General features: G+C 72.1%; 14 protein-coding genes. 6 read left to right on the top strand and 8 right to left on the bottom strand.

The window, feature by feature from the left end; all coding sequences use genetic code 11:
• The first annotated feature begins 97 nt into the window (after positions 1–97).
• From AB0L06_RS11040 to AB0L06_RS11025, 4 genes are all read left to right on the top strand, one after another.
• Positions 98–535: a hypothetical protein gene (locus AB0L06_RS11040; RefSeq protein ID WP_500230785.1), complete on the top strand. Its 438-nt coding sequence runs from the start codon at positions 98–100 to the stop codon at positions 533–535.
• 271 nt (positions 536–806) lie between these two features.
• Positions 807–2,081, top strand: a complete 1,275-nt coding sequence (locus AB0L06_RS11035) for an aspartate kinase (RefSeq protein ID WP_500230784.1) — start codon at positions 807–809, stop codon at positions 2,079–2,081.
• A gap of 133 nt (positions 2,082–2,214) precedes the next feature.
• Entirely contained in the window at positions 2,215–3,426 is a 1,212-nt protein-coding gene (locus tag AB0L06_RS11030) for an FAD-dependent monooxygenase (protein WP_500230783.1), read from the top strand.
• Positions 3,427–3,544: 118 nt separating this feature from the next.
• Positions 3,545–4,216, top strand: coding sequence for a TetR/AcrR family transcriptional regulator (locus tag AB0L06_RS11025; RefSeq protein WP_500230782.1), 672 nt, complete (start codon positions 3,545–3,547; stop codon positions 4,214–4,216).
• Positions 4,217–4,282: 66 nt separating this feature from the next.
• Here AB0L06_RS11025 and AB0L06_RS11020 read toward each other — a convergent pair whose 3' ends face one another.
• From AB0L06_RS11020 to AB0L06_RS11000, 5 genes are all read right to left on the bottom strand, one after another.
• Positions 4,283–5,047, bottom strand: coding sequence for a hypothetical protein (locus tag AB0L06_RS11020; protein WP_500230781.1), 765 nt, complete (start codon positions 5,045–5,047; stop codon positions 4,283–4,285).
• Positions 5,048–5,291: 244 nt separating this feature from the next.
• The gene (locus AB0L06_RS11015; protein ID WP_500230780.1) at positions 5,292–7,061 is read right to left on the bottom strand and encodes a S9 family peptidase; all 1,770 of its coding nucleotides are present in this window, start codon (positions 7,059–7,061) and stop codon (positions 5,292–5,294) included.
• Positions 7,062–7,078: 17 nt separating this feature from the next.
• Positions 7,079–8,035, bottom strand: a complete 957-nt coding sequence (locus AB0L06_RS11010) for a serine hydrolase (protein ID WP_500230779.1) — start codon at positions 8,033–8,035, stop codon at positions 7,079–7,081.
• An 84-nt stretch (positions 8,036–8,119) separates the two neighbouring features.
• A complete protein-coding gene (locus AB0L06_RS11005; RefSeq protein ID WP_500230778.1) occupies positions 8,120–8,959 on the bottom strand; it encodes a MerR family transcriptional regulator in 840 nt (279 codons plus the stop codon).
• Between the two features lie 33 nt (positions 8,960–8,992).
• Positions 8,993–9,157, bottom strand: a complete 165-nt coding sequence (locus tag AB0L06_RS11000; RefSeq protein WP_500230777.1) for a hypothetical protein — start codon at positions 9,155–9,157, stop codon at positions 8,993–8,995.
• Between the two features lie 219 nt (positions 9,158–9,376).
• Here AB0L06_RS11000 and AB0L06_RS10995 point away from each other — a divergent pair, with 219 nt between their 5' ends.
• Positions 9,377–10,468, top strand: a complete 1,092-nt coding sequence (locus AB0L06_RS10995; protein ID WP_500230776.1) for a pyridoxal-phosphate dependent enzyme — start codon at positions 9,377–9,379, stop codon at positions 10,466–10,468.
• 14 nt (positions 10,469–10,482) lie between these two features.
• Here AB0L06_RS10995 and AB0L06_RS10990 read toward each other — a convergent pair whose 3' ends face one another.
• A complete protein-coding gene (locus AB0L06_RS10990) occupies positions 10,483–10,908 on the bottom strand; it encodes a MarR family winged helix-turn-helix transcriptional regulator (RefSeq protein WP_500230775.1) in 426 nt (141 codons plus the stop codon).
• Positions 10,909–11,013: 105 nt separating this feature from the next.
• Here AB0L06_RS10990 and rnhA point away from each other — a divergent pair, with 105 nt between their 5' ends.
• Complete coding sequence (gene rnhA, locus AB0L06_RS10985) at positions 11,014–11,454, top strand: ribonuclease HI (protein WP_500230774.1); 441 nt, start codon at positions 11,014–11,016, stop codon at positions 11,452–11,454.
• A gap of 8 nt (positions 11,455–11,462) precedes the next feature.
• Here the strand turns inward: rnhA and AB0L06_RS10980 are convergent, their stop codons facing one another.
• Both AB0L06_RS10980 and AB0L06_RS10975 read right to left on the bottom strand, forming a co-directional pair.
• Positions 11,463–12,092, bottom strand: coding sequence for a class I SAM-dependent methyltransferase (locus tag AB0L06_RS10980; RefSeq protein WP_500230773.1), 630 nt, complete (start codon positions 12,090–12,092; stop codon positions 11,463–11,465).
• 13 nt (positions 12,093–12,105) lie between these two features.
• On the bottom strand, positions 12,106–12,930 hold the full coding sequence (locus AB0L06_RS10975) for an alpha/beta fold hydrolase (RefSeq protein ID WP_500230772.1): 825 nt from the start codon (positions 12,928–12,930) through the stop codon (positions 12,106–12,108).
• Positions 12,931–12,961 lie beyond the last annotated feature (31 nt).

Below are 12,961 nucleotides of genomic sequence, written 5' to 3'. Positions count from 1 at the left end.
CTGCCGAGGACCGGAGGGATGGTTCTGCCGCCGGAAGGGCCCTCCGCGACAGGATTCAGGGGTCGGCAGGACGCGGACACGGACCCTGGAGCAGGACATGAGCGAGACCCTCGAGCAGAGCGACATCAAGCCCCTCCCGATCTGGTTCTTCGTGTTCGAGGGGACGATGGGGGCGGCGTACGACCTGCTCAAGGCCTGGGACGGCGCCTGGATGGTGCTCGCGGCGCTCGGCGCGGTCAACATGGTGGTCGGGCTGACCGTCCTGCGGCGGCGGAGGCGGCTCATCAAGGCGATGTTCAAGAACGCCCGGACGCGGAAGATCTTCTTCGCGCTGATCGGGCTCCGGCTCGGGGCGCACCTCGTGCTCGGCGCGGCCGGGGCGCAGGTCACCAGCGCTCCGATGCACCTGGCGCTCGGCCTGACGATGGCGGCGATCACCGTGGGGCTGCTCTGGTTCGACCAGCGCGTCACCTTCCGGGCCCTCGGCCTCACCGGGACGGGCCCGAGGATCGCGCCCGCCGTCCCCGCGGCCTGACGCTCCGGGCGGCCCGGCGGGCGGACTCCCTGACGCGTCCTCGGCGCCTTCGGCGCCGCCCGAAGATCGTTTCTGGCAGCCTCGGGATGGACCCGGATGCGGGAGCCGGTCCGTCCGGGAGGGGTGCCGGCGGCGGCCTTCCGAGCGACCCGTGTCTCGTATTCTGGACATCACGTCTCAGGCTGACGGTTACCTGGTCGTAATGACTTTGCCCCGCCTCGGTAGACTCTCTCCGGAAAGCCCCTGATCCCGAACCCGAGGAGCGCTGCCCGTGGCCCTTGTCGTGCAGAAGTACGGTGGCTCCTCCGTCGCCGATGCCGAGCGCATCAAGGCGGTGGCCCAGCGGATCGTGGCGACCCGGAAGGCGGGCAACGACGTCGTCGTCGTGGTGTCCGCGATGGGTGACACGACCGACGACCTGATCGACAAGGCGAAGCAGGTGTCCCCGCTGCCCCCCGGGCGCGAGCTGGACATGCTGCTCACCGCCGGCGAGCGCATCTCGATGGCGCTGCTCGCCATGGCGATCTCCAACCTGGGCCACGAGGCCCGCTCGTTCACCGGCTCGCAGGCCGGCGTGATCACCGATGGCTCGCACGGCAAGGCGAAGATCATCGACGTCACGCCGGGCCGGATCCAGACCGCCCTGACCGAGGGCTCGATCTGCATCGTCGCCGGATTCCAGGGCGTGTCCCAGGGCACCAAGGACATCACCACGCTCGGCCGCGGCGGCTCGGACACCACGGCCGTCGCGCTCGCCGCGGCGCTCGACGCCGACGTCTGCGAGATCTACACCGACGTGGACGGCGTGTTCACCGCCGACCCGCGGATCGTCCCCGCCGCTCAGCGCATCCCGCGCATCTCCTACGAGGAGATGCTGGAGATGGCCGCGTCCGGGGCCAAGATCCTGCACCTGCGCTGCGTGGAGTACGCGCGCCGTTACAACATGCCGATCCACGTCCGGTCCTCCTTCTCCACGAAGGAGGGCACCTGGGTCGTCGACAGCAGCGAGATCGAAGGGCACGAGATGGAGCAGGCGATCATCTCCGGCGTCGCGCACGACCGGAGCGAGGCCAAGATCACCGTGGTGGGGGTGCCGGACAAGGTCGGCGAGGCCGCCTCGATCTTCTCGGCGCTGTCCGAGGCCGAGATCAACATCGACATGATCGTGCAGAACGTGTCCGCGGCGTCCACCGGGCGCACCGACATCTCCTTCACGCTGCCGGTGACCGACGGGCAGGCCGCGCTGACCTCGCTGAACAAGCTGAAGGACCGGATCGGCTTCGAGTCGCTGCGGTTCGACGACCGGATCGGCAAGGTCTCGCTGATCGGCGCGGGCATGCGCTCGCACCCGGGCGTCACCGCCAAGTTCTTCGGCGCGATCGCCGACGCGGGCGTCAACATCGAGATGATCTCCACCTCGGAGATCCGGATCTCGGTCGTGGTCGCGCAGGACGACGTGGACACCGCCGTCGCCGAGGCGCACCGCGCGTTCGACCTGGACACCGAGCAGGTCGAGGCCGTCGTCTACGGCGGTACCGGCCGCTGACCAGCGGTTTCCGCGAAGGGCCGTCCGGCTGACCGGGCGGCCCTTCGCGCTGTCAGCGGGTGGTGCGCGGACGGTCAGCGCGTCCGGCGAGTCTCTGGTCATCGCAAGGAGCGAACGACACAGGGAGCGCGTCATGAAGGTTCTGATCTCGGGTGCGAGCATCGCCGGTCCGTCCCTCGCCTTCTGGCTGACCCGGTACGGGCACGAGGTGACCGTGGTGGAGCGGGCGTCCGGCATCCGGCCCGGCGGGCAGGCGGTCGACTTCCGCGGGCACGTCCACATGGACGTCCTGGCGAGGATGGGCGTCCTGGACGAGATCCGCGCGCACCAGACCGCGAACGGGCCGATGCACCTGATCGACGAGCAGGGCGACGACCTGATCACGCTGCCCGCGTCGTTCACCGGCGGGCAGGTCGAGATCCAGCGCGGCGACCTCGCCCGGATCCTGTACGACCGGACGAAGGACGCCGCCCGGTACGTCTTCGACGACTCGATCACCTCCCTCCAGGAGACCGCGGACGGCGTGTACGCGACCTTCGAGCGGAGCGCGCCCGAGTGGTTCGACCTGGTCGTCGGCGCGGACGGGCTGCACTCGAACGTCCGGCGCCTGACCTTCGGCGACGAGTCCCGGTTCGTCCAGGACTCGGGGTACAACGTGGCGATCTTCAACGCGCCGAACCGGCTGCGGCTCGAGCGCGACTCCTTCCTCTACAGCGAGCCCGGACGCGGCCTGTCGGTCATCCCCCTGGACGGCGGGACGTCCACGAACGTGATGTGCGTGTACGCGGCCGGGGAGGGCGCGGACGTCGACCGGCGTGATTACGAGGGGCAGAAGCGGCTGGTCGCCCAGCGGTTCGCCGGGATGGGCTGGCACTCGCGGGCCGTCCTCGAGGACCTGCGGGACGCGCCGTTCTTCTACCACGACTCGATCAGCATCGTCCGGATGAAGTCCTGGACGAAGGGCCGGATCGCGCTGCTCGGCGACGCCGGATATGGCGCGACCTGCGGCGGCATGGGCACCGGGCTCGCGGTCGTCTGCGCCTACGTCCTGGCGGGCGAGCTGGCGGCGGCGGGCGGCGACCACCGGGTCGCGTTCCCCGCCTACGAGGAGGCGATCCGCAAGTTCACCAAGGCGTGCCAGCAGGTCGCCGGGGGCGTCGGGGGGTTCTTCGCGCCGAAGACCGCGCGTGGCCTGCGCCGCCGGACCCGGATCTACAAGGTGCTGACCGCCGGTCCGATGCTGCGATTCCTGGACAAGCTGACCACGAAGGCCGCGACGTCCATCGAGCTCAGGGAGTACCCGGCCCCGGCTCCGGCCCCCGTCCGCTTTCCCAGCCACGTGTGAGTCGCAATTGTCGGTGATGGGGCGAGAGTCCGGCGGGGCCGGGGTGGGCACGGGCCCGCCCGGCCCCGAAATTCGTCCTTCGGGCAACGGTCAGGTTCCTTCGACGACCTTTAGGGTGATGAGCGTGACCGAGACCAAAGCCGTCAGGTCCGAGACGCGGACACAGATCGTCCAGACCGCGCTCCGCCTCTTCCGGGAGCACGGCTACGAGGCGACGACCATGCGCGCCATCGCCAAGGAGGCGGGGGTCGCGGTCGGGAACGCCTACTACTACTTCGGCTCCAAGGAAGAGCTGCTCCAGGCGTACTACGACCAGCTCCAGGAGGAGCACGAGGAGGCCTGCCGGGCCGTCCTCGCCCGCGAACGGGACTTCGACGCCCGGCTGCGCGGCGTCCTGCGCGCCCGCGTGGACACGATGGTCCCGTACCACGAGTTCGCCGGGAAGTTCTTCAAGTTCGCCGCCGAGCCCGACAGCCCGCTCAACCCGTTCAGCTCCGAGTCCGGGTCCGCCCGGCACGCCGCCGTCGCGCTGTACCGCGAGGTGGTGGACGGCTCCAACCTGAAGATCGACGCCGACTTCCGCGCCGAGCTGCCCGAACTGCTCTGGCTGTACTCGATGGGCATCGTCCTGTACTGGGTGCACGACTCGTCCGAGGGCTGCCGCAAGACCTACCTGCTCGTGGACCGGACGGTCCCGCTGGTGAACAAGATGGTCTCCATGTCCCGGCTGCCCGGGTTCAAGTCCGCGACCCGCGATCTGGTCAAGATCATCCGCGACGTCCGCGCCTGAGACCGGCCCTGCTTGGGGCCGGTCGCGCCCGGCCGTGCGTGCCCCGGTCCTGCGTGCCTGGTCGTCTCACGGCATGAGGATGTCCCAGTGGCTCGGCTCGCGGGCGAAGACGACGCCGGTGTGGGAGCGGTAGAGCTCCGCGTTGTCCCCGCGCAGTCCGATGTGCCGGAAACGGCGCGGGATGAAGCGGTCCAGGCACGCCGTCGGCATCACGTCGATCTTGTGGCCGGTGCCGTGGCTGAGCCGGCCCCGCGCGTGCCCGTGCTCGGTGCCGCCGGAGACGGTGAGCGGGCAGCCGCTCAGCCGCCCGAAGGCGAACAGGTCGTCCAGGGAGCCGTGCAGCAGCCCCTCGAAGGACGTGCAGGACGGGTTCGCGCGATCGTGGCAGTGCCCGTTGGACCGCCAGCGGACATGGTGCGCGAACAGCATCCGCTCGGCCGTCGACTGCGTGAGCCGGACACCGCGCACGGCGCGCGCCATGCGGGACGTCAGCTCCGACAGGCGGTCGGGCAGGTCACCCAGGACGAACGGGGCGATCGTCTGCCGCCCCTCCGGCTTCCTCGCCGAATCGCGCATGAGGTCGCGCACCCAGGTGCGCGCCGAGTCGGAGTCCCGTCCTGAGGAGCCCGCACGGACGCGCGGCGAGGCCTGTGCCCGGGTGCGCGCCGAATCACGGGCCGCGGCGAGCGACCTCCGTGAGTGGGTTCGGCCGTCCGACGCCATCGCGCGGGACGCGAAGGGCGGCAGGTGCGGCCATGACGAAACGGGCGCGGTCAGCGCCGCGATCGGCAGGGCGGCCGTGGCCAGCCCGCGGATGATCCGCTTTCTCACCAGGTCCTCCCGGCTTGCAGCTGCCCGCCGGGGGGACGGCGCATTCGGGCGCCGTGCGGCATTCGGCCGGAACGATTCCCGTGCCGGCCGTCCGCCAAACAAGATCGTTGCACGTGCACGCCCCGACCCGCCCGGGACGGACACCGGAGCAGGGTGTCCGAAATGCCGAGAAAGCCGGTTCTTGAGGGGCTTCGGGCGGCGGCCGGGCGGGGCGGGGTGACGTGGTGGAGATTCTTTCGACGTGTTAGAGATTCTTCAGGGCGAAGCCGATCTCGGCTTCCATCTGCTTGATCCGCTCCTCGACGACCAGCGAGCCGTGACCGGCGTCGTACCGGTACACCTCGTGCGGACGGCCCAGCTCGGCGAGCCTTCCGAGGTAGTTGTCGATCTGCCGGATCGGGCAGCGCGGGTCGTTCTCCCCGGCCAGGACGAGCACCGGCGCGCGCACCTGCTCGACATAGGTGATGGGGGATGATTCGCGGTACTTGTCCGGAACCTCGTCCGGCGAGCCGCCGAACAGGGACCGGTCGAAGGACTGGAGCGCCTCCATCTCGTCCTCGAACGCGGCGACGTAGTCGGCGACCGGGACGGCCGCGACCGCTACCGACCAGTCGTCCGGCTGGGTGCCGATGCCGAGCAGGGTGAGGAAGCCGCCCCACGACCCTCCGGTCAGCACGAGCCGCTCGGGGTCGGCGAGCCCGGACGCGACCGCCCAGTCGCGGACGGCCTTGACGTCCTCCAGCTCGGTGAGGCCGACGCGGCCCTCGATGGCGTCCCGCCAGGTCGAGCCGTAGCCGGTGGAGCCCCGGTAGTTGACCCGGACGACCGCGAACCCGTGGTCGACCCACGCGGCGACGGTCGGGACGAACGAGTCGTCGTCCTGCGCGGTCGGCCCGCCGTGGACGTCGAACACGGTCGGGAACGGGCCCTCGCCCTCCGCCGGACGGCTGATCAGCGCGTGGATCGGGCCGCCGCGGCCGTCCACCCACACGTCCTCGACCGGGACCGAGGACGGCGCGGCCGGGCCCTCCGGCGTCAGCACGACCCCGCCCGAGGTCGACCGGATGACCTGCGGCTCGGCCGCGGACGACCAGGCGAACTCGACCGTGCCGTCCGGACGGGCCGCGGCGGCGCCGATCGACCCGCGCGGTGTGTCGATCCGGGCCAGCTCACGGGACGACAGGTCGTAGCGGTACAGCTCGTCGCGGGCCTCGTGCGAGTGCGTGACCAGCAGCGCCTTCCCGTCCGGGAACCAGGCGGCGTCGATCTCGCCGGGCAGGTCGAAGGTGATCTCGCGCTGCTCGCCGGCGACCGGGTCCCAGACGAGGATCTCCTCGCGGCCGCGGCGCTCGTGGTTGACCAGCAGCCGCGTGTCGCCCGCGACCGGCGCGAACCCGGCCGCGTACACGCCCTTGCCGGCGCCGTCCCACAGCTCTCCGACCGTGGAGCCGTCGTCGGTCCGGACGACGCGGATCGCCATGTGGCGGCTGTCGCCGTGCTCGCTGTGCCCGATCGCGGTGAGCGACTCGTCCCGGGACAGGGCTCCGACGTGCGCGTCCTCGGCGTGCTCGTACAGCGCGGTGAGCTCGCCGTCGCGGTACCGGTGGACGGTGCTGCCCTGCTCTCCGGACCGTCCGACCAGCACCGTGCCGCGGCTGCCGAGCGCCAGCCCGGACGGGTACGACGCGTCCAGCCCGGGGACGGCGATCTCGGCGTCCGTGCCGCCGTCGGCGCCCTCGAAGGGGGTGCGCTTCCAGACGCCGAACTCGTCGCCGTCGGTGTCGTCGAACCACCAGACCCACTGGCCGGACGGGTCGACGTCGCCCATCCACGTGCCGTTGGCCCGGTCGGTGACCTGCCGCCGCGCGCCGGTCTCCCGGTCCCAGACGTAGATCTCCCACGTACCGGTCGCGTTCGACCGGTACGTGCTCCGATGCGGCGCGTCCCGCGCCCACCTGGGAAGACTCACTCGCGCGGCACGGAACCGCGCCTTCCAGCGCTCCTCGTCGACCATGCCCCCAGTATCGGTGATCAGACGTTCGGCGGAACCGATCCGTCCGACCGCTCCCACGGGATGTTCGGCACGGACTCGGTGGACATGCTCTTCATGCCCGGGTTCAGCCCGTGGTGGACGGCCCGCGCGACGCGTTCGATGGTCGAGACGCCGTACGCCATGGACGGGGTGTCGCGGGTCAGCACGACGATCGTGTACGACTGCCCGCTGCCGGTGAACGCGCCGAGGCTGTGCACGCGCCAGTACTTGCCCTGCCGGGGCAGCCAGCCGTTCTTGACGTGCCAGGTGATCCCGGACGGCGTGCCCGCGGGCGTGCCCCAGCGCTGCGACGGGATGACCTGGTGCATCAGCCCGAGCGCGTAGTTCCGCGCGTGGTCGGTGAGCAGCTTGTTCGGCTCGGTGAACTTGCGCAGCAGGACGATCTCGTCGCGGGCGGTGATCTGGGTGAGGCCCCAGTAGCCGCCGGACCCGAGCTTGGTGTGCGTCATGCCCACCTGCCCCAGGAAGCGCTGCATGCGGGTGCGGCCGACGTGGTTCCAGAGCTTCGTCGTGGCCGCGTTGTCCGACTTGGTGATCATGCTCTTGGCGAGGGACAGCTCGGACGACGTCATGGAGCGCCGCTCGTCCAGGACCTTGCGCAGCAGCGCGCCGAGGATGGTGGCCTTGACGGTGCTCGCGGAGTCGTAGTGGGTGCCGGACCCGACCCCGCACCAGAGCTTCCGCTTGAGGTCGTAGACGGCGACGGACTCGGTTCCGGACCGTCCGCGCAGGGCGGCGGCGATCGCGGTGCCGACCCGCTTGGCGGTCGTCGGCGAGGCCGAGGAGGTGCAGATCGCGGCGGACGCCGAGACGTCGGTCGCGAGGGTCGAAGGGACGCCCCGTGCGGGAGCCGCATTGGCGGCTCCGGCGGTGGACGTGATCGCGGCGGCGGTGAGGAGTGCGGCGGTGAGCGCACGCGGGACGCGTCGTGTCACACCTGTCACGCTAAAGATGATCTGTGACTGCTTGCGTCGATCAGGCGGTAACGCTTTGGTATCAGTGGAAAAGGCGGTTCGGTCCTAATCCGCCGCGGGCGGGTCCGAATTCGCGGCGAGGCCGCCCAGGACGCGGTCGATCTCCGCGCGCACCTGGCGGTCCATCGCGGCGGCGAACGCGGCCTCGACGGTGACCTGCGCGCCCGGACGCAGCCGGGCGAGGGTCTCGGCGAGCCCCTCCGGGTCCTTCCCGGCGGGACCGGCGACGACGTACCGCGAGGTCAGCCCGACGAACAGGGCGGCCAGCCCGTCCAGCCTGCGGCGCAGTTCCACCCCGGCGGCGAGCACCTCCTCCAGCGGCACGCCCGCCTGGACGAACGCCAGCGACGCCTCGAAGTGGCGGCGGCTCCGGTGCGTGACGCGGTCGCCGTCCACCTCGAGCAGCCCCGCCTCGGCGACCGCGGCCAGCCGCTCGCGGGTGACCTGGCCGGGGAGCAGTGCGGCGAGCTCGTCGTAGCTCATGGTCACCGGCTCCTCCCGCGACCACGGGTCGGTGACGGCCCGCTCGACGCCGAGGACGCTGTGGATGCCGCGGCCCTGCTCCCACGCCGACAGCAGTTCCCGGATGCCCTCCAGGGTGTGGCCGCGCTCCAGCAGGCCGCCGATCATGCGGAGCCGGGCGAGGTGGTCCTCGGAGTAGAGGCCGATCCGTCCGGTGCGGCGCGGCGGCGGCAGCAGCTTGCGCTCTTGGTAGTAGCGGAGCGTCCGGGCCGGCAGACCGGCGGCCTCGGCGAGCTCCGCGAGGCGGTACTCCCGGCCGGGGGCGTCCTCACCGGCGGTCTCCCGGCCGAGGGGGGTCTCCCGGCCACCGGCGTCCTCCCGGTCGACGACGCCATCGGCCTTCAGATCCCGTTCAGCGCGCACCGGCTCAGCATAGTTCGCCGGGCCGATCCGCGATCACGTGGTGTGGCGAAGAGTGCGCGCAGCGCGCGGTCGGCGACGCGTCCGCCGCTTGGCGGCGGGGGTCCGCTCGTCCGCGGGGGCGTCGGTGGCCAGCAGGTCGGAGAGGGTGCGGGGCGCGACCCGGCGCTCCGGACGGTCGGCGAAGCGTGAGCGGCGCATCCCGGCTCCTCTCGGTCTGCAGCAGGACGGTGCAGGTTCCTTGATATCGACTGTGACGGCCGTGTGGGCTCACCGCATCGGTGAAAACTCGCATTCGCCAGTGGTCCCGTCCCTTATGTCCGGATGGTGAGTCGACCGTGACCGCCGTCCACCGGACGCGCGGCGCGCGGGTGGGCGTGTGCTGGACCCGGGAAACGCGAGTGCGGGATCGTCGTCCTCATGCAGTCGCCCACACCCCACGCCATGACCCCGACCGACTGGTTCGCCGACCCCGCGGCGCGTTCCTGGACGTGTGCGCCGCCCGCGCGCGAGGTCGCCGCCTTCCACGCCGCGTTGCCCGGATACGCGCCGACACCGCTGGTCGAGCTCCCCGGACTGGCCGGCGAACTCGGCGTCGGGCGGCTGCTGGTGAAGGACGAGTCGTCCCGGCTCGGGCTGCCCGCGTTCAAGATCCTCGGCGCGTCGTGGGGCGTCCACCGCGCGCTGGCCGACCACTACGGGCTGGGCGCCGGCGCGACGCCGGACGACGTGCGGGCGGCGATCGCCGAGCGCGGCCCGGTCCGGGTCGTCACGGCGACGGACGGCAACCACGGCCGCGCGGTCGCGCGCATGGCACGGATGTACGGGGTGCCCGCGCACGTCCTGGTCGCCGGGGGCGTCCACCCGTCGGCGTGCGCGGCGATCGAGGGCGAGGGCGCGGAGGTGACGGCGCTGGACCTCCCGTACGACGAGGCCGTGCGGCGCGCCGCCGCGTCCGGCGGGCTGCTCGTCCAGGACATGGGCCTGCCCGGCTACACCGACGTGCCGCGCTGGATCGTCGAGGGCTACACGACGCTGTTCACCGAGATCGACGAGCGGCTCGGAGGGCCGCCCGGGCTCGTCGCGGTGCCGGTCGGCGTCGGGTCGCTCGCGCAGGCGGCGGTGACGCACTACCGGAGTGGTCCGCCGACGGCGCGTCCGACTCTGCTGTCCGTCGAGCCGGACGCGGCGGCGAGCCTGCTCGCCTCGCTTCGCGAGGGCCGCCGCACCAGCACCCCGCCCGGACGGACGGTCATGGCGGGCCTCAACTGCACCACGCCGTCCGAGACCGCTTGGCCGCTCCTGCGCTCCGGTGTGGACGCGGCCGTGGCGGTCTCCGACGCCGAGGCCGCGCGGGCCGTCCGCGACTTGGCGGACCTCGGCGTCGACGCGGGGCCCTGCGGTGCGGCGTCGCTCGCCGGACTGCGCGCCGCGCTCCCGCGCCTGCCCGACCAGGGCACGGTCGTCCTGCTCAGCACCGAAGGGCGGGCGGCCAACCCGTCCCTGGACTGAGCGGACGGTCGGTCTCAGCCGCGGCGGTCGGCCAGGGGACGGAGGGTGGTGAGCAGGGCGTCCTTGTCGGGGGCGGCCGAGAAGAACGCCTGGTCGGCGGCCTCGACGGCGGTGATCGCGCCCTCGGCCAGGGTGCGGCCGTGGTCGGTGATGCGCAAGCGCTTGGCACGCGTGTCGGCGGCGTCGGTCTCGCGGATGAGCAGCCCCTTGTCCTCCAGCCGCCGGACGACCTGGGAGGTCATCTTCACGTCGGTGTCGGCGTGCTGCGCGAGGGCGAGCTGGTTCGGCCGGACGCCCTCCCGGTCCAGCCACCACAGGCTCGCGAGCAGCACGAACTGGACGTGGGTGAGGGAGAACGGGGCCAGCGTCGCCGTGATCTGGCGCTGCCAGCGCAGCGTCGCGCGCCACAGCAGGTAGCCGGGGCTGTCGTCGGGATCCATACCGCCTCCGCGTAGATGGTCTCCGCAGATCCTAATCGTGGGAGGGGGCTCGCCGGACGGACGGTAGGGTGGCCACGCGCCGATCGACCGTCCGCTGGAGCCGTGTTGTCCGAACCCGTGATCATCCACACCGACGGCGGTTGCAGCCCGAATCCGGGCGCGGGCGGCTGGGGCGTGGTGCTCCGCTACGGCCCGCACGTGAAGGAACTTCACGGCGGCGAGGCCGACACCACCAACAACCGGATGGAACTGACCGCGGCGATCGAGGCCCTCGAACATCTGCGGCGTCCGTCCCTCGTGCACCTGCACACCGACAGCCAGTACGTCCGGCAGGGCATCACGCAGTGGATGCACTCCTGGAAGCGCAACGGCTGGCAGACCAGCGGACGCAAGCCCGTGAAGAACGCCGACCTTTGGCGGCGGCTCGACGAGGCCGTGCGGCGGCACGAGGTCGAGTGGTTCTGGGTGAAGGGCCACGCGGGCGACCCGGGCAACGAACGCGCCGACGAACTCGCGACCCTGGGACGCACCCGGATCGGCGTCTAGCGAAGTGGTCAGGCGTCCGGCTGGAGGCGGAAGACGGCGGCGCGGGTCGTGTCGCGTTCTTCGAGGTTGCCGGTGTTCGGGACGTCGTATTCGGCTTCGGCCTTGAGACCGCGCGGCAGGTAGGCGCGGCGCGGATCGCCGACCAGCACTGTCGCGCCGCGTGCGGCGCACGTCCGGAGGACGGCGAGCATCGGCGGGGCCATGTCGGGGTCGTAGCAGACGTCTCCGGCGAGGACGATGTCCGCCTCGTCCGGCGGGTCGATCGTCACGTCGCGCCGGACGGCCTCGAGCGCGACGTCGTTCAGGGCGGCGTTCTCGCCGATCGCGGTCAGGGACAGCGGGTCCACGTCGTAGGCGGTGACGCGGGTCGCGCCCGCGAGGGACGCCGCGATCGCGACCAGGCCGGAGCCGCTGGCGATGTCGGCGACGCGGCGTCCGGCCACGACGTCCGGGTGATCGAGGACGAACCGGGCGAGCGCCTGCCCGCCCGCCCAGGCGAAGGCCCAGAACGGCGGGTCCTCGGCGCGGGTGGCGGCCCAGGTCGTGAACGGCTCCTCGGCGAGCCGCAGCCGCACCTCCGGCACCAGCGGGGGTGACGCCGTCCGGGTGAGTTCTCGCACCACAGCTCGCTGATCCACTTGACCACCGTAGTCAGTGGGCGTCCGCGTCGTCCCAGAATGCGGCGAGGATGGTGTTCAGGGCGTCCGGGGCGTCCACGTGCGGATAGTGTGCGGCGCCCGGAATCGACACGTGCCGCGCACCGATGCGTTCGGCCGTGACGCGCGCGCACGCGAGGAGCGGGCCGCTGCCGCGCTCGCGGTACAGATCGGGTGCGATCTCCCATGTTCCGGAGACGATGAGCTTGGGAAACGGCGCGGCGCTAAGGGCGGCGACAGGGATTCCGGCTTCCCAGCAGACGCGTTCGTTGACCGCGCTCGCGGCTGCGCGGAGCCGCGCCACGGTCGGTTCCATGGGAGGCAGGCCGACGGAGTCGGTCGCGGCGCGCAGCCACTGCTCCGGGGTCAGTTCGGGGAGGTCCGCGTACGCCTCGCGGTTGGCGCGGAGCGCGTCCGCGACCTGGGGATCGTCCGCCGCGGCCTGGTAGCAGCCCGGCTCGATCAGCGTGAGGGACCGGACGGCCTCGGCCCGGCGCGCCGCCGCGACCATCGCGCCGACCGCGCCGTACGAGTGACCGACCAGGTGTGCGCCGCCTTCGAGGAGTTCGGCGATGTCGTCGGCGTCGGCGAGGTGGTCGCTGCGGAACGCGGGCCCGGCGTCCGGGCTTCCGCCGTGCCCGCGGCGGTCCATCAGGACGAGCCGGAACCGGTCCGCCAGGCGGCGCTGCGCCGCGAACCCGGAGACCGGGTCGTCGCCCCAGCTCATCGATCCGTGGACGAAGACCGCGCGCGGCCCGTCCGGCGGCCCCAGGACGGTCGCCCGGACCGTGCCGGGCAGCGTCCCGTTCGCACGGAACATGATCTGACCTCCTTAAACGCCGTTCAATACC

The organism is Spirillospora sp. NPDC052269 (assembly GCF_040679435.1).
Classification (GTDB): domain Bacteria; phylum Actinomycetota; class Actinomycetes; order Streptosporangiales; family Streptosporangiaceae; genus Spirillospora.
The sequence above is the reverse complement of the archived record's forward strand: the minus strand, read 5'-3'. Positions and strand labels throughout refer to the sequence as shown.